This window comes from Flavobacterium sp. LMO8 (assembly GCF_009495755.1).
Classification (GTDB): Bacteria; Bacteroidota; Bacteroidia; order Flavobacteriales; family Flavobacteriaceae; genus Flavobacterium.
The window spans coordinates 583,852-606,120 of record NZ_WIBJ01000031.1 but is presented as its reverse complement, the minus strand read 5'-3'; the positions used below and the strand labels follow the sequence as shown (position 1 = coordinate 606,120).

The window sequence follows — 22,269 nt, the reverse complement described above, 5'->3', positions numbered from 1 at the left end:
AATGAAAGAGGAACATACATTAACCGTTTATACAGAAAATCAAGTTGGTCTTCTAAATAAAATTGCTATTATTTTCTCTAGAAGAAAAATCAGCCTAACCAGTTTTAATTCTTCTCCTAGCGAAATCAATAACATTTATCGTTTTACTATTGTGGTTCATGAAACTGCAGATGTTGTGAAAAACTTGGCACGCCAGATTGAAAAAATAGTAGATGTTTTTAAAGTTTTTAATAACACTAATGAAGAAATTATCTGGCAACAAATGGCACTCTACAAAGTTCCTACAGATGTCATCATGCGAGATGTAAAAGTAGAACGTTTATTGCGCAAATTTGGTGCAAAAGCAGTTGTAATTAGAAACGACTACACCGTTTTTGAAGCAACAGGACAGGATGAAGAAATTAACAATTTACTATCCGAATTAGACAAATACGGATTAATAGAATTTGTAAAAAGTTCTCGAATTGCAATTATCAAATCTAGTGAAGGGATTCATAAAAAAGTTTTGAATATGGAATTAAATGACCCAACAAAACAACCAATAAATAATGAATACTTAAATCATAAAAGTAAAATATTTCAAATGTAATTTTTAATTACAAAGTCAATAAATTAAATTAAAAAAATAGATAATGTCAAATTATTTCAACTCATTACCACATCGTTTAAAAGTTCAAGAATTAGGAAAATGTGATTTCATGGAAGCCTCAGAATTCTCTAATGGTGTCGATAAATTAAAAGGAAAGAAGATAGTAATCATAGGATGTGGAGCACAAGGATTAGCTCAAGGTCAAAACTTAAGAGATAGTGGCTTACAAGTTGCATACGCTCTTCGCAAAGAAGCAATTGAATCAAAAAGAGCATCATTTGTTAACGCAACAGAAAATGGATTTGAAGTGGGTACTTTTGAAGAAATTATTCCTAAAGCCGATTTAGTTTCTAATTTAGCTCCAGACAAACAACATACTGATGTAATTAAAAAAGTAGTCCCATTAATGAAAAAAGGGACTTGTTTGTCTTATTCCCATGGATTCAACATTGTAGAAGAAGGTACAAAAATACGTGAAGACATTACAGTAATCATGATTGCTCCAAAATCTCCAGCTTCAGAAGTTAGAGCAGAATTTTTAAGAGGTTTTGGAGTTCCAACTTTAATTGCTGTTCATAGTGATAATGATCCAAATGGAGATGGTTTAGAAATTGCAAAAGCTTATTGTGTAGGAACTGGTGGCGATAGAGCTGGTGTTTTATTATCGTCATTCGTAGCAGAAGTAAAGTCTGATTTAATGGGCGAACAAACCATTCTTTGTGGTTTATTGCAAACTGGATCTATCTTGAGTTTCGACAAAATGATTGAAAAAGGTATTAATCCAGGATATGCTTCAAAATTAGTGCAATATGGTTGGGAAGTGATTACCGAAGCCTTAAAAATTGGTGGAATTACTAACATGATGGACAGACTTTCTAATCCTGCCAAAGTAGAAGCTTTTAAATTAGCTGAAGAATTAAAGCAAATCATGACGCCACTATTCAACAAACACATGGATGATATTTTATCTGGTCATTTTTCACAAACCATGATGGAAGATTGGGCTGCTGGTGATAAAAACCTTTTGACCTGGAGAGAAGCAACAGGACAAACCAATTTTGAAAAAACGCCAGCATGTGAACAAAAAATTAACGAACAAGAGTATTTTGACAATGCTACTCTTATGGTTGCTTTTGTAAAAGCTGGTGTGGAATTAGCTTATGAAACAATGACTGTTGCTGGAATAAAAAATGAATCTGCTTATTATGAATCACTTCATGAAGCACCGCTTATTGCAAATACAATTGCACGTAAAAAATTATTTGAAATGAATCGTGTAATTTCTGATACAGCAGAATATGGTTGTTATTTATTTGATCACGCTTGCAAACCTCTTTTAGCCGATTTCATGAAGAAAATAGACACCAATCTAATTGGAGAAAACTTCAATAACTCAGCAAATTCAAATGTAGATAATTTCGAATTAGTAAAAGTAAATGCCGCTATCAGAAATCATTCAATTGAAATTTGTGGCGCAGAACTGAGAGCCGCAATGACTGCAATGAAAAAAATAGTAGAATAATGCTACAAACGACAATTGAAAATTTATTTGATGAAACAATAGTTGCAAAAGAAAAATTTAAAGGAATTGTTTTTCCAACACCTTTAACAACTAATATTAATTTATCAAATACATTTAAAGCCAATATTTTATTAAAAAGAGAAGACTTACAAGTTGTACGCTCGTATAAAATACGTGGTGCTTACAACAAAATGAGCTCTTTAAGCACAGATGAAAAACAAAGCGGAATAGTTTGCGCAAGTGCAGGAAATCATGCACAAGGCGTAGCTTATTCTTGTAACCTTTTACAAGTAAAGGGTAAAATTTATATGCCTAAAACAACGCCTAAACAAAAAATAAAGCAAGTACAACTTTTTGGAAAAGAGTACATTGAAATTGTTTTAACTGGCGATACTTTTGACGACTCAAATGCAACTGCTCAAGCCGAATCATTAGCTACAAATAAAACTTTTATACATCCATTTGATGACCTAAAGGTTATTGCTGGGCAAGGAACGGTAGGACTAGAAATTTTAGAGAGCTTTAGTGCCCCAATTGATTATATTTTTATTCCAATTGGAGGTGGTGGATTAGCAGCTGGACTTTCATCTGTTCTAAAAAAATTAAGTCCAACTACTAAAATAATTGGAGTTGAACCACAAGGTGCGCCTTCAATGAAGATTTCAATTGAAAACAAAACAAATACAAGACTAGACCATATTGATAAATTTGTAGATGGTGCAGCAGTAAAACAAGTAGGAAATCTAAACTTTGAAATTTGTAAAAACAATTTAGACGATATTATTTTAGTTCCCGAAGGTAAAGTTTGCTCAACAATATTACAACTTTATAATGAAGAAGCAATGGTAGTTGAACCCGCTGGAGCACTAACAATAGCAGCTCTTGATTTTTATCAAGACAAAATTAAAGGAAAAAATGTAGTTTGCATCGTAAGTGGAAGTAATAACGATATTGAACGAACCGCAGAAATTAAAGAACGCTCTCTTTTGTATGAAGGACTCAAACATTATTTTATGATACAATTCCCTCAACGTCCAGGAGCATTAAAAGAATTTGTTAATGAAATTTTGGGTGAAGATGACGACATTACGTATTTCCAATTCAAACAAAAAAACAATAGAGAATCAGGCGCTGTTATTGTAGGTCTTGAATTGAAAAACAAATGCGATTCATTACCAATTCAAAACAAAATGAAAGAAAAAGGATATGAATTTCATTATCTAAATGAAAACGAAGATTTATTTAACCAAATAATCGGCTAAAAAAAACCGTAACAGATCAATTGTTACGGTTTTTTTTAAACACTTTTTTTAAATAATTAGTAAATGCTTCAAAAATATTACATTTGCATATAAAATATTACAAATCATGTCATCTAGCAAAAAAAAAATACTAAAAATTAGTGGAATTACATTAATAATTACTTTACTTTCTTTCCTAGTACTTCCAATAATTTTTGCAGATACAATAACACAACAAGTAAAAGAGTTAGCTAATAATAATTTAGAAGGCGAATTAAATTTTAAAAATTCTAATTTATCATTTTTTAAAAACTTCCCATCTTTAACTTTAACTTTAAACGACTTAGATTTAAAAGGTTCAGCACCATTTAAATCAAAATCATTACTTGAATCACAAGAAGTAGGCTTTGGAATAAACGTATGGAGTTTAGTTTTTAGTAGTGAAACTCAAATAGATGAAATTTATATAAACGATGCAAAAATTAATATTCTAGTTGATAAGAACGGGAATGCTAATTACAATATTTATAAATCAGAAAAAACTACTGATGTAGATTCTAATGAAAGTGCCACTCTAAATTTAGAAAACATTCAAATTAAAAACTCTCATTTAACTTATAAAGATATTTCCACAAAAATTAACATTATAGCTAAAGGATTTGAATACAAAGGAAAAGGAAATTTACTCAAATCAAATTTTAGTTTAAAATCTTCTGCTAAAATTGATAGTATTAGTTTTACATATGATTCTAAAGAATACTTAAAAAACAAAAAACTTAAAGCCGATTTAATTACTGTTATAAATACTAATTCATTATCTTTTATTTTTGAAAAAAATGATTTAATTGTAAATAAATTACCTGTAACTTTTGATGGTTTTTTCAACTTTATAACAGATGGTTATGAAATGGACTTTAACTTAAAAACAGCAAACAGTAATTTAGAAGATTTATTTACAGCTTTACCACCCGAATATATTAGTTGGATGCAAAAAACAAAAATGGATGGTAAAACCGATGCATCAATAAGTTTAAAAGGTAAATATATTGCTTCCACCAAAACAAATCCTGAATTAAAATTTAATTTCAATGTTAGAAATGGATTTGTAAAACATGATGACGCACCTTTTCCTATAAAAAATCTTGAAATAAAATTAAACTCAGAACTTCCCAACTTAGACATAAATCAACTAAAAATTAATATCGATAATTTAAATTTTGACATTAATAATAGTAAACTAAATGCCTACTTTAAATCAGTTGGTTTTGGAAATAAAATTACTATTGACACAAAAATAGCATCTGATTTAGACTTAGAAATCGTGAACAAAGCATTGCAAATTCCTGATATTAACGTTAGTGGAAAATTAAAAGCAAATATTGTTTCAAAAGGAGATTATATTAGAGATCAAAATAAATTTCCAATATCTAAAGGAAATTTTGAGTTGAAAAATGGAATTATTAAAACTTCATATTATCCACATCCTATTAGTAATATAAATTTAAATGCAACTCTAGATTGTTCTAATGGATATTTTAAAGATGGAAACTTTACCATTATGCCATCTTTATTTAAATTTGAAGATAATACTTTTAATTTGAGTGCGAAAATTAAAAATTTTGAAGATTTAAATTATGATATCAAAGCAAATGGTATACTAAATATTTCTAAGATTTATAAAGTTTTCTCAAAAAAAGGTCTTGATTTAGATGGTAGTATTAATGCAAATGTTGAATTAACAGGTAAACAAAGTGATGCTGTTTCTGGTAATATTCATAAGCTAAAAAATAAGGGTACTTTAATTGTGAATAACATAAACACTAATAGCAGTCTTTTAAATAAACCACTTTTAATCGAAAAAGGTATATTTACTTTTAATCAAGATAAAATGAATTTTGAAAATTTCATTGGTAAATTTGGAAATTCTGACCTATCTGTTAATGGATATTTATTGAATGTTATACATTTTGTTTTTAGTTCAAAAGAAATTTTATATGGTAAATTTCAACTGAACTCAAACTACATCGATATTAACGATTTATTTCCACATGAAACCTACGAAATTCATGATAGCAATGAAAAAGAAACAATTGTAGCTGGAGTTATTGAAATACCTCATAACTACAATTTAGAATTAAATTCAAACATCAAAAAAATAAAATATAACGAAATTCAGATTGAAAATCTAAATGGAAATCTTGTCATTCAAAATGGCGCTGTTACTCTTAATAATAGCACATTAAACATAATTAATGCTAAAGCTACAATGAATGCTTATTATAAAAATGAAGGGAATGAGAAAGCCCATTTTAAATACAATATAAAAGCATCCGAATTTGATATTAAAAGAGCTTATACCGAAATCCCAATTTTTAGAGAAATGGCATCTTCTGCAGAAAATGCGGAGGGAATTATAGGTATTAATTATAATTTAAAAGGAGTACTTAACAACACAATGGAACCTATTTTGCCATCAATTGAAGGTAATGGAGAAATTTATGTGAAAAAGGTAAAAATAAAAGGGTTTAAATTATTAAATGCGGTTTCAAAAAAAACTGAAAAACCAGAAATATTAGATCCAGATGTTTCAGAAGTTACCATAAAATCAAATATTAAAAACAACATTATTAATATAGAAAGATTCAAAATTAAAACCGCAGGATTTCGCCTACGATTTGAAGGACAAACAAGTTTAGATGGAAAATTAAATTTAAAAATGAGGGTTGGCCTACCTCCTCTTGGAATAATTGGAATTCCAATTAATGTAACCGGTAATAAAGACAATCCACATATCAAACTTGGAAGAAAAACGGAAGAATTAGAAGAAACTGAATATGTTAATGGAGTAACTCCTATAAACACTACAGTTCCTACTACTACAACACCTTCTCCAACAATTCAGAATGATAGCGTTCCTAAAATTGAACCAGCCGTTCCAGTTGAAAAAGTAGATTGATAATTTACAATTAGTTGTGTCAAATCGTTAAAAAGCTTTCTTGCTTTCTGAAAAATTCGTAATTTTACCTCAAACATGACAAGTAAAATTATGGAAACGCATTTTGAAAGCAATCCGCTGATTGACAGATTACCAAAGCATTTAAAACAATTCATTAAACCTCAAGTTTATGATGATTACACACCGATAAATCAAGCGGTTTGGCGTTATGTAATGCGTAAAAATGTATCTTATCTTTCAAAAGTAGCGCATAATTCTTATTTAGAAGGTTTAGAAAAAACAGGTTTAGAAATCGATAACATTCCAAATATGTATGGGATGAATCGAATTTTAAAAGAAATCGGTTGGGCTGCAGTTGCCGTTGACGGATTTATTCCACCCAATGCTTTTATGGAATTTCAAGCCTATAATGTGTTGGTTATTGCTTGCGATATTCGTCAGTTAGAACATATTGAATATACTCCAGCTCCCGATATTATTCACGAAGGTGCTGGCCACGCTCCTATTATTGCCAATCCGGAATATGCTGAATATTTAAGACGTTTTGGTGAAATTGGTTGTAAAGCTATCTCCTCTTCTCGCGATTATGAATTGTATGAAGCTATTCGCTTGCTTTCGATTTTGAAAGAAGCAGAAGATACTCCAGAAGAGGAAATTAAAAAAGCAGAAGAGCAAGTTGATTTCTTACAGAATAATATGGGCGAATTATCAGAAATGTCGCGCATTAGAAACCTACATTGGTGGACAGTGGAATACGGCTTAATTGGAACAGTTGAAAATCCAAAAATTTATGGTGCAGGATTACTTTCTTCAATTGGAGAAAGTGCTTGGTGTATGACCGATAACGTAAAGAAAATTCCGTATGATATTTCGGCGGCAGACCAAAGTTTTGATATTACAAAACCTCAACCGCAATTATATGTTACGCCTGATTTTGCTAAATTAAGTTCTGTTTTAGAAGAATTTGCAAATACAATGGCGCTTCGAAAAGGCGGACCAAAAAGTGTTCAAAAATTAATTGACTCTAAATCATTAGGAACCATCGAGTTAAGCACCGGAATTCAGATTTCTGGAATTTTTACCAATGTAATTGAACACGAAGGAAAATCGGTTTATGTACAAACAACAGGAAAAACGGCGCTTTCGTACCGAGAAAAAGAATTAGTAGGTCATGGAACAGAATATCATGCTGAAGGTTTTGGTTCGCCAATTGGAAAACTAAAAGGCATCAACTTGGCTATTGAAGAAATGAGTCCGAGAGATTTACGTGCGTATGATATTTACGAAGGAGAGCAAGTAACTTTAGAATTTGAAGGAAATATCAAAGTCACAGGAGAAATTGTCACAGGTTCAAGAAATCTGCAAGGTGAAATTTTATTGATTAAATTCAAAAATTGTACTGTTACGCACAACGATACCGTCCTTTTTCAACCAGAATGGGGAATTTACGATATGGCTGTTGGTAAAAAAGTAATTTCTGCTTTTTCTGGCCCAGCTGATGTGAATAGTTTTGATATGATTAATCACGTTCCATCATCGCAAACCATCAAACAGAAAAAATCTGTTGAAAGAGAAGAATTAGAAAAACTTTATGCAAGTGTTCGTAATATTAGAGAAGGAAAACCCGCAACTACGACTTTAAAAGAAGCATTTGCTTCGGTTTCTGCTGGACATTCTAACGATTGGTTATTATCAGTTGAAATTGCTGAATTGGCTAAAAAAGAAGGAAATTCAGATTTAGTAGATAAAGTTTTAAATCATTTAGAAAAAGTTAAAACCAATCGCCCAGAAGTTGCTCACTTAATTGATGGTGGATTAGAATTGATTTTTGAAAAAGCTAACGTTTAAGTTTAGTAACTTTTGTTACTGAAAAGCTATACAATCACCTTTATCTTTGTCAAAAAAAATAAACAATTATGGGAATTTTAGATTTTTTAGGATTAGGAAATAAAACCAATGATGTGCAAGAATACGTTCAAAAAGGCGCTATTATTTTAGATGTAAGAACTCCAGATGAATTTAAAGACGGTCACATTAAAGGTTCAAAGAATATTGCCTTACAAGTTTTAAACGGAAACATTGAAACCATCAAAAAATGGAACAAACCGATTATCGCTTGTTGCCGTTCAGGAATGCGAAGTGCACAAGCTACTTCAATTTTAAAACAAAACGGAATTGATTGTATTAATGGTGGTGGTTGGAATAGTTTAGAAAGTAAATTATAAAAGAAAGTCCCGATTGAATCGGGACTTTCTTTTTAATTAATTATTTTTAATTCTATGTCTTTGTCTGTTTTTACTTCGCTACCATCATATTTTAATGTCCAACCCATAGTGTTGGTAAGAATTAATATTTTTGACAACTCACTTAACAGACGATTTTTAGCATTTGACTTTAGCGATGATTTTTCAATTTTCTTAGTCAGTTCTGCTTTAACCTTTTTGTTTATTTTGTTGTAATCTTGCGCATTAAACGGATTAAATCTGCTCTGATTTACATCATAAAAATGCAAATCTTGATTAATTTTTAATTCCGGCTCTGGAATATTCTTTAAAGTAACTGTTTTATTTTTTTCATCAATATCATATTTTAATTGACGTAAATCATACATCACTAAAACATCGGCATTAGCTACAATTAAAGCTTTTTTCTCAAAAGTAATAAAATCCATGAAATACTTTTGTTGATCTTTATAAGTAATTACTTCTGCATAATGACCTTCTGTAACGACTAATTTTCCAACATTTTTAATTTGTTTTTCTATTAATGCAGAATTGTATTCAATGGTTGAAGATTCGCTGCTTTTTGTAAAAAACTGATACACCAAAAACCCAACAATCAACAAAATCAATAAATAAATTAACTTTCCCGAGCGACCAATAGCTTGTACAATTGGAATGAGCATGTTTTTAATTTGGACTTCTGTTGAACTCGTTCGTGCCATGATATAATTTTTACACGAAGATAGAAAAGTTAGTCGAATTATTTTTCAAGAATTACAAACTCTACTCTTCTGTTTAATTGTTTTTCATCTTCTGTTGTATTTGGAGCAATAAACTTGGTTTCGCCATATCCTTTTGCTACAATTCTATCTGAAGAAATACCTTTTCCAACCAAGTATTTTTGAACTGAGTTTGCTCTGTTTTTTGATAATTCCATATTAGCTACATCAGATCCAACTGCGTCTGTATGACCTGCAATTTCAATTTTAATATTTTTATTATCATTTAATAATCCGAATAAAATATCTAACTCTGCAAATGATTCTGATAATAAATCGTATTTTCCAGAATCAAAAAAGATATTATTTAAACGAATGATTGCGCCTTTTTCAATTGGAGTTAAATACAAATCCACTTCCATTTCTTTGTATTCTTTTAAATTAGATAAATCAACGTTTTGAGTGATGGCGTAATAATTTTCCTTATCTGCCATGAAACTATAATTAAATCCGTATGGCAATACAATTGAGTAGCTTCCTGTTTTTGGATCTGAAATTGCAGTTCCAATCATTTTATTGGTTTTTAAGTTATTGTACTCGATTTTTGCACTTAAAATTTGTTTGGTTTTAGCATCATAAACTTTTCCTTTTACTAAAACCACTGGGTCTTGCTTGACAGTGTTATCGACTTCCCAGATATCTCTTTGTTTTCCAATATAAGCCTTATCACCTTTTGCAGAAAGAAAAATACTTAACTCATACCCTGAAGAATTGATTATATTTCCTAAATTTTCTGGTGTTGTCCAATTTGTCCATGTGTCATCTAATCGTTTTGTTACGAATAAATCCATATAACCATAGCCAGGGTGACCTTTACTAGCAAAATATAATGTTTTACCATCTGATGCTAAAAAAGGATTTGCTTCATCTTCAAAAGTATTTACTACATTACCTAGACTTTTAGGCTTAGAAAATGTCCCATCTTCTTTTACAAAACTCACATAAATATCTTTAAAACCAAGTCCTTCTGGTCGTTCTACTGTCATTAACAGGTTTTTGTTATCATTGGAAAGAAAATAGCCAACATAAGAATTTGTATTTACAAAGTCTTCTATAGCTACTGCTGTTGGAATTTCCCATCCTGATGATCCTTTTCTAGCTATTGACACACCGCCTCCATTTGAAGAAACACCATCTGATGCATATTTATTTCCCAATAACAAGGTATTGTTATCAGGTGAAGTAGAAATAACAAAATTATTTTCGCGATTATTTAATGGTCGACCAATATTTTTAGCCTCAGACCACGTTCCATTTTTATCTTTTATGGAGAACCAAATATCATCTTTTCGAGATTCAATATTTAATGGATTATCTTTTCTATCAAAATATAAGATAGTACCATCAGCAGAAATTACTGGATTTGTTTCTTCTATAGTAGAACTAGATATGGTTTCTGGTAATTTTACCATTTTCAAGTTAGGATTGAATTCTTGAACGACTTTGATAGTCGAAGGACGCTCAATTATTTTCAAATCTTCAACTTCGATGGTAACACCAGCATCTAAAATAAATCCGAATAAAGTACCATAAAATGCATTTTCACCCGTTTGATATTCTAAAGCATCATTAACGTAAACTTTGAAGATATTAGATCTTTTTTCAACTTTAATTTTGTTCTTTTTTCCTTTACCTCCAACATTTTTAGAAGCACTCCACTTCTTGCCGTAGTGAAACTCTTTACTGTAATAATGATAAATTTGAATTTGCTTATTAGCAGACAATTGTACAACTCTGTAATCCGAATTATCACTATACATTCCCCAAACCAAACCATAAGTAGCATAATCTGTTGGGGTTTTATCAAGAGTTATGGTCGCCTGTACATCAAAATCTACTTTTTCTGTATTTTGTGCGATAGATATATAGCGCCACTTAGATTTTGTAGCATGTTTATTCTCTAAAATTAACTTACCATCATCAATCTTTGAATCAAAACCATCACCGTTGTATGTCCATTTATTAGAATCATCTTGAAATGTATCATTAAAAAGAACATTTTGAGCAAATCCAAAAGTTGTAAAAAGTAAAAAAGTTAAAAGAGTTAAAGTAAATCGCATAATTGTAAAGATTTGATTGTATAAACTTTACAAATATAATTTAATAATTTTAAGATTACATACGTAATATGCCCTATTTTTTATTTAAATGGATGCCTTTGTTGCCAATGAAGTTCTGGCTCTAATTGTTTGAAGATTTTACCAATAAATTTGTTTACCAATTTATTATTGTGATAAATAAACCCAGACATTTGAACTGGTGATGCTCCTACTGAACTTTTGATTTCTAACGCTGTTCTGCCAAAAATAATTTTTTTAAACCCCTTTTCAATTCCGTATTTCGTCATGTTGTACAACATATTCAAATACAGCATGTTTTCTTTTTGAATCGTTTCGTCATAGCCTAAAAAATAGGTTTCTAAGGTTTCATCATTCAGTAAAAGTGTATGAAAACCAACCAACTTTTCATTCAAAAAATAACCAAAAATCTGAAATCGATTGCCACATTGTCCTTTTAAAGTTGAAAAATGATTTTTTACTAAGAAAAAAGTATTAAATGGGGCATTTTTAGCTACATAATGATACAAATCGTAAATCGTATTTTCATGCTGAATAACTTCTTCGAAAGAAAGATTTTTAACAATTATTCCATCATTCTTTTTTCGCGCTCTTTTAAATTGGTCTCGATATTTTTTTGAAAGTGCCGCTATGTAATCTTCTTCTGATTTCCATTTTTCATTCAAATAAAAAATCATGTTAGGTTGTGTATTGAATTCGTATATTTCTTTAAAACTATACTTTTTCATTTCAATTGCACAATCTTCGTAAAAATCCTTGAAAGAAACCAAATGAATTTTTATTCCTTTTTTCTTGAAATACAATGTTATTTCTTCTGCGCTTTGTATTAAAATATCACTAATACAATCAAAATCGATTTCTTTTGTAAAGGCGTATCCGTTTTGACCTGTAATCATGTTATTCCCAAGGAAAAGCGTGTGAGAAGCAAAATTTTTGAAAATAAAATTACGAATCGCGATTTTTAGTGATTTGTCTCTTTCTCCAAAAGATTCTAATTTATTCAAATCTAAATATTGCGCTAATGAAACACCTATTAGTTCCGATTTTTCAAAAATACCAATGTAAAAACACTCCATATTTACAGGAGCCGAACGCTCAAGCACAGATAGATAAGGTGTTTGCAGAAAAACATTACTTTGAGCCACTGAGTCCCAAAGCGCAGGTAAATCTTTAACTGAATTGTATATTTTAAATAAAATTCCGTCCAATGTAAAAATAAAATCGCTCCACAAATGTAGAGCGATTCCTATATAATTAAATGTTAAAATTTATTTTATTTCCAGCCGCAAATAATAGCACCCATTATAGTCATAACTACAATCCAATAACCAGAAGTTATTGCTGCATATTTGAATGATTTTTGCTCAAACAAGCAATTTGTTGCAATTACAGGCAATGCCACAAAAAGACCAATAATTGAACCGTGTAAAGCTCCATGTTTAAAGCTTCTAAATACATCACCATAATCTGCCATAAAAGCAGCATATGAAGGTAAGGCTTTTTCTGCTTCAACAGGTCCACCAACCATTCCTAAAGCTCCAAATTGATGAATTACAAACGTCGGCATAATGAATGCCAACAAGAACGCAAAAACAAAAGTTAATCCGAAGATTTTCGCCATATTTCCTTGTTTGGCTTTTTCCTCAGTCATCCCGATTTCGTTCATCCAAATCGTTCCAAAAACTTTAGGATTGTACCATACAAATCCGACAACAAAACTTGATAAAGCAGCCACTAAAATAGCTAAAAAATTCATTTCCATAATTGATATAGTTTATTGGTTAGTATATCAAAGATAGAAAAAAATTAACAATTGTTTACTCTGCAACTATTTTACTCGCACTGCGATATAAAAACTCATTATAAATATGTCTTCTTGCAAAACGACTTGGCGATTCTGCATTCACCATTTTAATGTACGTTACTTTTGGCACACTAAAATACTCGTAATTGCTACCATCTAAAAATGAAATATACAACACACCATTATCCATATAAAAATCTTGGATATTTACAGTTGAAGTAGTTTTTTGATATACTTCTTTGTTTTTTTCTTGTGTTTCAGGAGCAATACTAACCAAAAAATGGTATGCCTCAATAATATTTTTACTTCTTTCTTCTGCAGCTAAACGCTCCACTGGATCAGCAATAGTATCAGGATGATCTTCCTTCATGCTATTTCTGTAAATGGTTTTTAATTCTTTCAGCGTAGCTGTTTTAGTAACATCAAGTAACTTTCTGTACTCGGCAATTTTCTTTGGATTCATAATTTTTAAAAATAAAAGTGCAAAAGTAGTGTTTTATTATTTAATCAAGCTAAAAAACTAAAACAATAAATAAAACATAACCATATATTAATGAATTAATTACATAAAAAAAGCTCCACATTTCTGTGAAGCTTCTTAGTAGCGGGAACAGGACTCGAACCTGTGACCTTCGGGTTATGAGCCCGACGAGCTGCCTACTGCTCTATCCCGCGATGTACGGTTGTGATTCAATAAATTCTTAGTAGCGGGAACAGGACTCGAACCTGTGACCTTCGGGTTATGAGCCCGACGAGCTGCCTACTGCTCTATCCCGCGGTTTGTGAGTGCAAAGGTACACTCTTTATTTAAAATTACAAGACTTTTTTAAAAATAATGTTTTCTTTCTACTATTTCAGGCGTTATCACTACCTTTGTACCCATAAATATATCGAAATGGAGCACAGAGCAGGTTATGTAAATATTATTGGAAATCCGAATGTAGGAAAATCAACTCTTATGAATGCGTTTGTAGGCGAACGTCTTTCTATTATCACCTCGAAAGCACAAACTACAAGACATCGTATTTTAGGAATTGTAAATGGAGATGATTTTCAAGTTTTATTTTCAGATACGCCAGGAATTATAAAACCGGCGTATGAATTACAGAATTCGATGATGGATTTTGTAAAATCGGCCTTTGAAGATGCTGACATTTTAGTTTATATGGTTGAGATTGGAGAAAAAGAATTAAAAGACGAAGCTTTTTTCAACAAAATTATCCATTCTAAAATTCCAGTTTTGTTGTTGTTGAACAAAATTGACAAATCGAACCAAGAACAATTAGAAGAACAAGTGCAAGCTTGGAAAGAAAAAGTACCTAATGCAGAACTTTTTCCTATTTCGGCTTTAGAGAATTTTAATGTGCAAACGGTTTTTGATAGAATCATCGAATTACTTCCGGTTTCTCCAGCATTTTATCCTAAAGATGCTTTAACTGATAAACCAGAACGTTTCTTTGTAAACGAAACCATTCGTGAGAAAATCTTATTGAATTACGACAAAGAAATTCCGTATGCCGTAGAAATTGAAACGGAAGAATTTATCGAAGACGATAATATTATTAGAATTCGTGCCGTAATTATGGTGGAACGCGATACGCAAAAAGGAATCATCATTGGTCACAAAGGTGCCGCTTTAAAGCGTGTAGGTATTCAAGCAAGAGAAGATTTAGAAAAATTCTTTGGTAAACAAATTCACTTAGCCACTTACGTTAAAGTAAATAAAGATTGGAGAAGTAGCGCTTACCAATTAAAACGTTTTGGGTATAACCAGAAGTAAGTTGCAAGCAATATGATATTATTAAAATAAATATGGAATGGAACAAAAATTATTCTCAAAATTAATAATTGAATTTATTGAGAGAAACTATCCAGAATTTATTGAAACAATAAAATATCAAGATGACGGATCATTTGATTGTGATTTGAAAAGTGACTCAGGAATTTTTTCAATTTGGATAGCAACTTATAATTCTGAAATTACAATTGGAATTGAAGATCCAACGGGTCAGAACAACATTCATACTCATATTTCATGCTATGAAATTGAAGATTTAAAATCTTGTACAACTGAACTGTCAAAATATATTGAAAACATTAAAGCGGATTACTTAATTCTATACAAAGATAAAGACGGAAAATATGATTGGATTGAGTCATCCGAATTTAAAAATCAAGATGGTTCGAAAAAATTTTCATGGAAAAAATAATCACTCGAAGCAATTCCTACTCCAAAACCTTATACATCAAATCTTCTAATTCGTGCATTTGTGGCACACCGCGTTCTCTGTTTAATCGTGCCATAAAATAGAGCGAAAACCAAAAAACTACCATGATTCCCATGATGCTGAAATCTAAAACCGTGGATTGTTTTAGTGACCAATGCGTGTAAGCCATCATAGCGAAAACTAAAAACAATCCTGCGATAATGAAGTGTAGAAACATAAAGAGCGTCCACAACAATTGCTCTGGACCAAAAAGACCTTTTACTATAGTTTTACCTTCGTTTGCTTCTAATTCCAAATGTAAAAATGGCGAATAGTATTTTCTTTTTTCTTTGCTGAAATAGAAATACAAATGCTCATCGATTATTTTAATTTGGTAATCAGCTTTGAGTTCGGCTTTTAGCTGTTTTGCTTTTTCTAAAATTTTATCGACACTATTTTTTGATTCGACTTCAAATTTTGGTCGTAGTGCAATACTTTTTTCAGGCTCCATTTCTTCTGATTTTAAAGCTAATATATACAATTTTAACAAATGTTGAACAAATTTCACGCCCTAGCCCAGATAGCAACGGAAACCCCGCAAATTTTTGACCTATTTTTTCTTTTTATTTGGACAGCGACCTTAGAAGCTGACCGAATAAAATTAGAAAAAAAGAGCTAAAATTGTGGAGTTGTAGTGGATAGCTGGAAAAAGCTCCAAAAAAAATCGTACTTTTGCCGATTCAAAATAAGATTATGAATAATATTGTTGCCATTGTAGGAAGACCAAATGTTGGAAAATCCACATTTTTTAACCGTTTAATTCAGCGAAGAGAAGCTATTGTTGACTCAGTAAGCGGTGTTACGCGTGATAGAAATTATGGAAAAAGTGAGTGGAACGGAAAGGAGTTTTCTGTAATTGATACTGGAGGTTATATCAAAGGATCGGACGATATTTTTGAAGCAGAGATTCGTAAACAAGTGGAATTAGCTATTGACGAAGCGGATGCTATTGTTTTTGTGGTTGATGTTGAGGAAGGCATAACACCAATGGATGACGAAGTGGCTAAATTACTTCGTAAAGTTAAAAAACCAGTTATTTTAGTTGTAAATAAAGTGGATAACGCTATGCGTGAAAAAGACGCTGTTGAATTTTACAACTTAGGATTAGGAGAATATTTCACGATTTCGGGAATGAGCGGAAGCGGAACGGGAGAACTTTTAGACAAATTAGTCGAAGTGTTACCTGAAATGCCAGAAGTTACTGAAGAAGTAGAACCATTACCACGTTTTTGTGTGGTTGGAAGACCGAATGCTGGTAAATCATCTTTCATCAATGCTTTAATTGGCGAAGATAGATTTGTGGTAACCGATATTGCTGGAACTACTCGTGACGCAATTGATACGAAATACAACCGTTTTGGATTTGAATTCAACTTGGTTGACACGGCCGGAATTAGACGTAAAGCAAAAGTAAAAGAAGATTTAGAATTTTACTCGGTAATGCGTTCGGTAAGAGCAATTGAACACAGTGATGTTTGTTTATTAGTTATTGATGCTACTCGTGGATTTGAAGGACAAGATCAAAGTATTTTTTGGTTGGCCGAAAAAAACCGAAAAGGTGTTGTTATCTTAGTAAACAAATGGGATTTGGTGGAAAAAGATACCATGAGTACTCGTGATTACGAACGTAAGATTAGAGAAGAATTACAACCATTTACCGATGTGCCTATTCTTTTTATCTCGGCTTTAACGAAACAACGTTTACTAAAAGCATTAGAAACAGCAGTTGAAGTGTTTGAAAACAGAAAACAACGTATTTCGACTTCAAAATTCAACGAGTTGATGTTGCCAATTATTGAAGCAACGCCACCACCAGCTTTAAAAGGAAAATATGTGAAAATTAAATATTGTATGCAGTTGCCAACACCAACACCTCAGTTTGTGTTTTTTGCTAACTTACCACAATATGTAAAAGATCCATACAAACGTTTTATTGAAAATAAATTGAGAGAACAATACAATTTTAGTGGCGTTCCAATTGATATTTATTTCAGACAGAAATAGTAGAAAACCGAAGTTAACGCTTCGGTTTTTTTTGTGGCTTTTGTTAAATTTTTCGTAAGAAAATTTTTATTCACACAATAAATATTTTATTTCGCTGTTAATTACAACTTAAACTAATTAATCGCTTTTTCATGTTCCAGAAAATCGCCTTCCTTATTTTATTTTTATGCTCAGCCATAAGTTTTAGTCAAAACACCATTTCTTTAAAAGGAAAAATTATCGACAAAAACACTTCTATCCCACTTGAATCGGCAACTATTTATTTGAAATCAGTAAAAGATTCTACTTTGATTGATTATACAATTTCGGATAAGAATGGAAATTTCACCATCAAGACAAAAAAAAATGAAAACGCTATTCTTTTTAAAATTTCTTACATTGGATATAATGATTATTCAGAAAAAATTGAAAATTTAAAAGCCGATAAAGATTTTGGTTCCATAAGACTTGAAGAAAACGTAAGTTCTTTAAAAGAAGTGGTTATTCAATCTGAAGCACCACCTGTTACGATTAAAAATGACACTTTAGAATTTAATGCTTCGTCATTTAAAGTTCGTCCAGATGCCAATGTGGAAGCTTTATTGAAACAACTTCCGGGCGTTGAAATTGACGAAGAAGGTAAAATCACGGTCAACGGAAAAGAAGTCAATAATATTTTAGTAAACGGAAAACCTTTCTTTGGCAAAGACGGCAAAATTGCCACTCAAAATTTACCGGCAGAAATTATTAGTAAAGTTCAAGTTACCGACACCAAAACAAAAGAAGAAGAATTATCAGGACAAGATGCTACTTCAGATGAAAAAACCATCAATTTAACCATTCAGGAAGATAAAAACAAAGGTGTTTTCGGAAAAGCGAATGTGGGATATGGTACAGAAGAACGTTACGAATCGAGTATGCTCTTCAACTACTTTAAAGACACTCAAAAGATTAGTGTTTTAGGATCTTCAAACAACGTAAACTCTATCGGTTTTTCTATGGATGAGATTTTTGATAATATGGGTGGCGGGAGAAATAGATCTATTTGGGTAAACGATAACGGTAGTTTTGGCATTAACGGAATGCAATTTGGAGGCAATAACGGAATAACCACTTCAAACATGATTGGCGTAAACTTTGCAGACGAATGGGCAAAAAAGAAAATTAATCCAAACGGAAGTTACTATTATTCAAACGCAGAAACAAACAACAACAATAGAACCAATAGAATTAATTTACTTCCAACAGGAAACACCAATACTTTAGCCGAATCTAAAACTAAATCCATAACAGACGGACATAACATTGCAATGGATTTTGAGATTAAATTAGATTCAACAGCAACGTTGTACATAAGCCCAAGCTTTTCAAAAAGCGAAATAAAAAATAAAAACACTGGTTTTGATGCTACATTTGACGGAACAGGAGCTGCTTTGAATGAAAACACAAGTGATAATAATTGGTCAAGCCAAAACAACAGTTTTAAAAACAACATTTATTTTTACAAAGGATTAAAGAAAAAAGGAAGAGGAATTAGCGCATCATTAAACAACGAAAACAGTAAAAATGATTCCGATTTAATTACAAAAACCACTACAACCTTTTTTCAGTCGGGAAATACCGATGATGATAGAAATCAATTTAGAATTGATAATTCAAAAGATGATAGTTTTAGAGCCGAAATAGGGTATAACGAACCTTTGAAAGATTCAATTACACTTAATTTTGAAACTTCATATAGCTATAAAAAATCTAGAGATGTAAGAGAAACGTATGATTTTGATAATGGATTAAATTCGTATTCCAATTATAACGATTTACTATCAAACGATATTATTTCTTCAACTTCATCAGTAACTCCAATGGTTGGAATTAGTTTACGAAAAAAGAAAATTAGAGGAAGTATTTCGATGGGAACGGAAATTATCAATTTCAATAATCAATCGACCTATTTATCAAACAAAACAGCGGTTAACAAAAACTATATGTATCCTAAAATGAATGGTTATTTGAGCATTACATTAGGTAAATCAAAATCGTTTTACACGTACTACTCTTACGAAGTAAATTTACCAAGTGCCAACCAAATTTTACCATTCGAAAATTTAGCAAATCCGCTAAACACGGTTATTGGAAATGCCGATTTAAAACCTAACGAAAGATATTCTCTTTATACGAATTTCAATAATTATGATTATGCTACTAAAAGCGGTTTTTATGCGTATGCCGGAGGAAATTACAATGTAAATCAAATTGCATCTTCTACCACTTATGACAGCGATTTTAAAGCAACAACTACCTATCAAAACATTGATAGAGCTTACAATACATATGTTGGCTTTAGTTTAAACAAATCAGTAAAAAAAGAAAAAAGAACGTTTAAATATGGCGTAGGTTTGCAGTTAGGTTACAATTATGATCAAGGATTAACCAATGCTGAATTATTTGAATCAAAAGGATTGACCTTAAATCCAAGAGCCAATATGTCTTGGTCAATTGATGAAATGATTACCATTAGTCCGTCGTACCGATACACGTATATTACTAACGATTTTACGAATTACATAATTGACAATACTAAGAATTTTAAGCATAGTGCTAAGATAGAAATCACAAGTTATTGGCCTAAAAAAGTAGTTTTGGGAAGTGATTTTGGTTACAACTACAACTCTAATATAGCAGATGGTTTTCAAAAAGATTTCTATTTATGGAATTTGAGTTTGGGATATAATTTCTTCCAAGACAAATTATTAGCCAAAGTAAAAGTGTATGATGTCTTAAATCAAAACATCAGCACTACAAGAACGATTACGCCAACCGCCATTACTGATATGGAAAATACAGTTTTACAACAATATGCGATGTTTTCTCTAACTTATAAATTAGAAAAATTTGGAGGCAAGAAAAAAGAGGGAGGTATAATGATTATAGATTAAAAAAAAGGGCTCAAAATGTATCGAGCTCTTTTTTTTAATCCTAATGCAAAATGAATTTAATTAAACAACTTAAAAAGTACTAGTCAAAGATAAACCAACACCTGTACTTTGAGGAACAACTCTACAAACTCCACCAGCACAAACTAATCCACCCCTTTGTCTTCCATAATTTAGCGCTATTCTAGTACTTCCTCTCCTGTATGAACCACCAAAATTATAAAAATGGATATCAAACTCATCTAAATGACCTGAAATTAAAACATTCCCTGATTCTTTATCAAAACCATAATTATACATATCCATCATAAAAATGGACCAATTTTGATTATGATTATATTCTAATAAAAATGAAGCCCAATTACCTCTATCATTATCTGCCCACATATGTTCTAGACCTAAAGTAATCGATCTTGAACCTTTAATATTATATACACCTTCAACAAATAAAATATTAGATTTAATTACATTTTCTTGAAAAATACCTCTAATATATTGGTCGTTATAGTATTGATTAGAATACATCAAAGAGCCTTTAAATTTTGAAGATAATTTTTTTGAAAATTCAATATTATAATCAGAGAAATATTTTTCTTTAGCACCAAAAAACTTTGTTTTATAATCTGGTTGAATATTTCCAAAATTATCAAAGTAAGAATAATCAGCATCTAAATTAAACCAATTAGAAACATTCATTGAGACTTTAGTACCATATTTTCCACCAAATTTAGTTCCTTTCTTAAACTCATAAAACATATCTATTTGACCACCAATCTCACCAAATTTTTGTATTTGTTCATCAAATTGCATTGCAACTCTATTTTGAGCTTGATAAACATATATATTAGCTAAATTTGAGTGGTGCTGTTTAGTTAAAGCTGGCACAAAATTTAATATTCTATCATTAAAATACAAACTGCTAATTTCTGGAGCATAAACTTCAGGTTGTCTTTGCGATAAAAACGCCATATTTTCTATCCTTCTAAAATTTGCATCTAATCCAAATCCTTTTTTAGAATAGCCAAAATTTATTAATAAAGCATTTCCAGACTTAATAAAATCGTTATCTAGATCTGTTCTAACTAATACAGGCTCTTTGTCTTTAAAATTATATTCGGTTGTAAAATAAAATGACCCTTTTGAAAAATTAATTCGACTTGAATATGCGTTTGTTATTTTATTAAATTTTGGATCTATAACAGCCGGATCTATATCTTCCTTTTTTGAAATAACACTAAATCCAGTTGACAAATCAAAGTTGTTTATTCCTATTAATCCACTTAAATTAAAATCAGAATTAAAACCAAAAATATCAGAATCAACAACATGAAAACCGGTTCTTTGTTTTCCATACAAAGCGGTAAACATCAAATTATCAGTTGGATTATATTTTACTCGTAATCCTCTTAAAGCATTATTTATTCCAAGAGCTCTATCTTCCCAAGTTCTAAAAATAAGCCCACTCCCAAATTGTTCATAAAAATGACCGGCAGTTACATCCAGCTTATTCGATTTATAATTTGCATAAAATGTACCTACATTATTTCCTTCAAATCCAGGGTTATAATTCAACAACGCTAAAGATTGATAAGATTCAAATTGAATTCCAGCAGAAAATCTTCCGTAATTTGCATTTACTGATAAATAATTATTTGAGCGAATTGGGTAATCTGGATGACTCAATTCTCTATTTTTATCATTAAGATACCATTGAGCATTTGACTCTAAACCACCAAAAATTTTAATTTTATTTTTTTTTATACTATCATTTTTATCTTCTTGTGAATACCCTGTCAAAGTAGATAAAACTACAATAATTGCAATGATTTTTTTCATAAAATTCAAGTTTGATCATAATCAACAAATTTAATTTATAATTATGAAATTATATCTTT

At 30.8% G+C, this 22,269-nt stretch carries 17 protein-coding genes and 2 tRNA genes; 10 read left to right on the top strand and 9 right to left on the bottom strand.

Annotation, left to right across the window (positions count from 1 at the left end; all coding sequences use genetic code 11):
• The first annotated feature begins 1 nt into the window (after position 1).
• The 6 genes from ilvN (at position 2) to GFJ94_RS10670 (ending at position 8,533) form a co-directional block, all read left to right on the top strand.
• Positions 2-589, top strand: coding sequence for an acetolactate synthase small subunit (gene ilvN / locus GFJ94_RS10695; protein WP_153201516.1), 588 nt, complete (start codon positions 2-4; stop codon positions 587-589).
• Positions 590-632: 43 nt separating this feature from the next.
• On the top strand, positions 633-2,111 hold the full coding sequence (gene ilvC / locus GFJ94_RS10690; RefSeq protein ID WP_153201515.1) for a ketol-acid reductoisomerase: 1,479 nt from the start codon (positions 633-635) through the stop codon (positions 2,109-2,111).
• Complete coding sequence (gene ilvA, locus GFJ94_RS10685; RefSeq protein WP_153201514.1) at positions 2,111-3,373, top strand: threonine ammonia-lyase IlvA; 1,263 nt, start codon at positions 2,111-2,113, stop codon at positions 3,371-3,373. The genes ilvC and ilvA overlap by 1 nt, the downstream gene beginning before the upstream one ends.
• 106 nt (positions 3,374-3,479) lie before the next feature.
• Positions 3,480-6,308, top strand: coding sequence for an AsmA-like C-terminal region-containing protein (locus GFJ94_RS10680; protein ID WP_153201513.1), 2,829 nt, complete (start codon positions 3,480-3,482; stop codon positions 6,306-6,308).
• A gap of 90 nt (positions 6,309-6,398) precedes the next feature.
• Positions 6,399-8,156, top strand: a complete 1,758-nt coding sequence (locus GFJ94_RS10675) for an aromatic amino acid hydroxylase (protein ID WP_153201658.1) — start codon at positions 6,399-6,401, stop codon at positions 8,154-8,156.
• 68 nt (positions 8,157-8,224) lie between these two features.
• Positions 8,225-8,533, top strand: a complete 309-nt coding sequence (locus GFJ94_RS10670) for a rhodanese-like domain-containing protein (RefSeq protein ID WP_153201512.1) — start codon at positions 8,225-8,227, stop codon at positions 8,531-8,533.
• 32 nt (positions 8,534-8,565) lie between these two features.
• Here the strand turns inward: GFJ94_RS10670 and GFJ94_RS10665 are convergent, their stop codons facing one another.
• The 7 genes from GFJ94_RS10665 to GFJ94_RS10635 form a co-directional block, all read right to left on the bottom strand.
• Positions 8,566-9,252, bottom strand: a complete 687-nt coding sequence (locus GFJ94_RS10665; protein ID WP_370513822.1) for a DUF4230 domain-containing protein — start codon at positions 9,250-9,252, stop codon at positions 8,566-8,568.
• 38 nt (positions 9,253-9,290) lie between these two features.
• Positions 9,291-11,369 carry an OmpA family protein gene (locus tag GFJ94_RS10660; protein ID WP_153201511.1) on the bottom strand — a complete coding sequence of 693 codons (2,079 nt, stop codon included), beginning with the start codon at positions 11,367-11,369 and terminating at the stop codon, positions 9,291-9,293.
• An 80-nt stretch (positions 11,370-11,449) separates the two neighbouring features.
• Positions 11,450-12,595, bottom strand: a complete 1,146-nt coding sequence (locus GFJ94_RS10655) for a GNAT family N-acetyltransferase (protein WP_153201510.1) — start codon at positions 12,593-12,595, stop codon at positions 11,450-11,452.
• A gap of 65 nt (positions 12,596-12,660) precedes the next feature.
• Complete coding sequence (locus GFJ94_RS10650) at positions 12,661-13,149, bottom strand: DUF1761 domain-containing protein (protein ID WP_153201509.1); 489 nt, start codon at positions 13,147-13,149, stop codon at positions 12,661-12,663.
• A gap of 55 nt (positions 13,150-13,204) precedes the next feature.
• Positions 13,205-13,654 (bottom strand): KTSC domain-containing protein, encoded by a 450-nt coding sequence (locus tag GFJ94_RS10645; protein WP_153201508.1) that lies wholly within the window; start codon positions 13,652-13,654, stop codon positions 13,205-13,207.
• Between the two features lie 139 nt (positions 13,655-13,793).
• Positions 13,794-13,866: transfer RNA gene (locus GFJ94_RS10640), tRNA-Met, on the bottom strand.
• Between the two features lie 30 nt (positions 13,867-13,896).
• Positions 13,897-13,969, bottom strand: a tRNA-Met gene (locus GFJ94_RS10635).
• 117 nt (positions 13,970-14,086) lie between these two features.
• On the opposite strand from GFJ94_RS10635, the gene era reads away from it, so the two are divergent.
• Both era and GFJ94_RS10625 read left to right on the top strand, forming a co-directional pair.
• A complete protein-coding gene (gene era, locus GFJ94_RS10630) occupies positions 14,087-14,971 on the top strand; it encodes a GTPase Era (RefSeq protein WP_133608057.1) in 885 nt (294 codons plus the stop codon).
• A gap of 37 nt (positions 14,972-15,008) precedes the next feature.
• Positions 15,009-15,401 carry a hypothetical protein gene (locus GFJ94_RS10625; protein WP_153201507.1) on the top strand — a complete coding sequence of 131 codons (393 nt, stop codon included), beginning with the start codon at positions 15,009-15,011 and terminating at the stop codon, positions 15,399-15,401.
• A gap of 16 nt (positions 15,402-15,417) precedes the next feature.
• Here the strand turns inward: GFJ94_RS10625 and GFJ94_RS10620 are convergent, their stop codons facing one another.
• A complete protein-coding gene (locus GFJ94_RS10620; protein WP_238989457.1) occupies positions 15,418-15,939 on the bottom strand; it encodes a hypothetical protein in 522 nt (173 codons plus the stop codon).
• Positions 15,940-16,151: 212 nt separating this feature from the next.
• Here GFJ94_RS10620 and der point away from each other — a divergent pair, with 212 nt between their 5' ends.
• Positions 16,152-17,462, top strand: coding sequence for a ribosome biogenesis GTPase Der (gene der / locus GFJ94_RS10615; protein ID WP_153201506.1), 1,311 nt, complete (start codon positions 16,152-16,154; stop codon positions 17,460-17,462).
• Between the two features lie 131 nt (positions 17,463-17,593).
• Positions 17,594-20,377, top strand: coding sequence for an outer membrane beta-barrel protein (locus tag GFJ94_RS10610; protein WP_153201505.1), 2,784 nt, complete (start codon positions 17,594-17,596; stop codon positions 20,375-20,377).
• A 69-nt stretch (positions 20,378-20,446) separates the two neighbouring features.
• On the opposite strand, the gene GFJ94_RS10605 is transcribed toward GFJ94_RS10610, so the two are convergent.
• A complete protein-coding gene (locus tag GFJ94_RS10605; protein ID WP_153201504.1) occupies positions 20,447-22,210 on the bottom strand; it encodes a DUF6029 family protein in 1,764 nt (587 codons plus the stop codon).
• Between the last annotated feature and the right edge of the window lie 59 nt (positions 22,211-22,269).

Bases quoted from the DNA above. Each gene is read 5' to 3' on its own strand.
- ilvN (WP_153201516.1), top strand. From the start codon at position 2: ATGAAAGAGGAACATACATTAACCGTTTATACAGAAAATCAAGTTGGT.
- ilvC (WP_153201515.1), top strand. From the start codon at position 633: ATGTCAAATTATTTCAACTCATTACCACATCGTTTAAAAGTTCAAGAA.
- ilvA (WP_153201514.1), top strand. From the start codon at position 2,111: ATGCTACAAACGACAATTGAAAATTTATTTGATGAAACAATAGTTGCA.
- GFJ94_RS10680 (WP_153201513.1), top strand. From the start codon at position 3,480: ATGTCATCTAGCAAAAAAAAAATACTAAAAATTAGTGGAATTACATTA.
- GFJ94_RS10675 (WP_153201658.1), top strand. From the start codon at position 6,399: ATGGAAACGCATTTTGAAAGCAATCCGCTGATTGACAGATTACCAAAG.
- GFJ94_RS10670 (WP_153201512.1), top strand. From the start codon at position 8,225: ATGGGAATTTTAGATTTTTTAGGATTAGGAAATAAAACCAATGATGTG.
- GFJ94_RS10665 (WP_370513822.1), bottom strand. From the start codon at position 9,252: ATGGCACGAACGAGTTCAACAGAAGTCCAAATTAAAAACATGCTCATT.
- GFJ94_RS10660 (WP_153201511.1), bottom strand. From the start codon at position 11,369: ATGCGATTTACTTTAACTCTTTTAACTTTTTTACTTTTTACAACTTTT.
- GFJ94_RS10650 (WP_153201509.1), bottom strand. From the start codon at position 13,149: ATGGAAATGAATTTTTTAGCTATTTTAGTGGCTGCTTTATCAAGTTTT.
- GFJ94_RS10645 (WP_153201508.1), bottom strand. From the start codon at position 13,654: ATGAATCCAAAGAAAATTGCCGAGTACAGAAAGTTACTTGATGTTACT.
- era (WP_133608057.1), top strand. From the start codon at position 14,087: ATGGAGCACAGAGCAGGTTATGTAAATATTATTGGAAATCCGAATGTA.
- GFJ94_RS10625 (WP_153201507.1), top strand. From the start codon at position 15,009: ATGGAACAAAAATTATTCTCAAAATTAATAATTGAATTTATTGAGAGA.
- der (WP_153201506.1), top strand. From the start codon at position 16,152: ATGAATAATATTGTTGCCATTGTAGGAAGACCAAATGTTGGAAAATCC.
- GFJ94_RS10610 (WP_153201505.1), top strand. From the start codon at position 17,594: ATGTTCCAGAAAATCGCCTTCCTTATTTTATTTTTATGCTCAGCCATA.
- GFJ94_RS10605 (WP_153201504.1), bottom strand. From the start codon at position 22,210: ATGAAAAAAATCATTGCAATTATTGTAGTTTTATCTACTTTGACAGGG.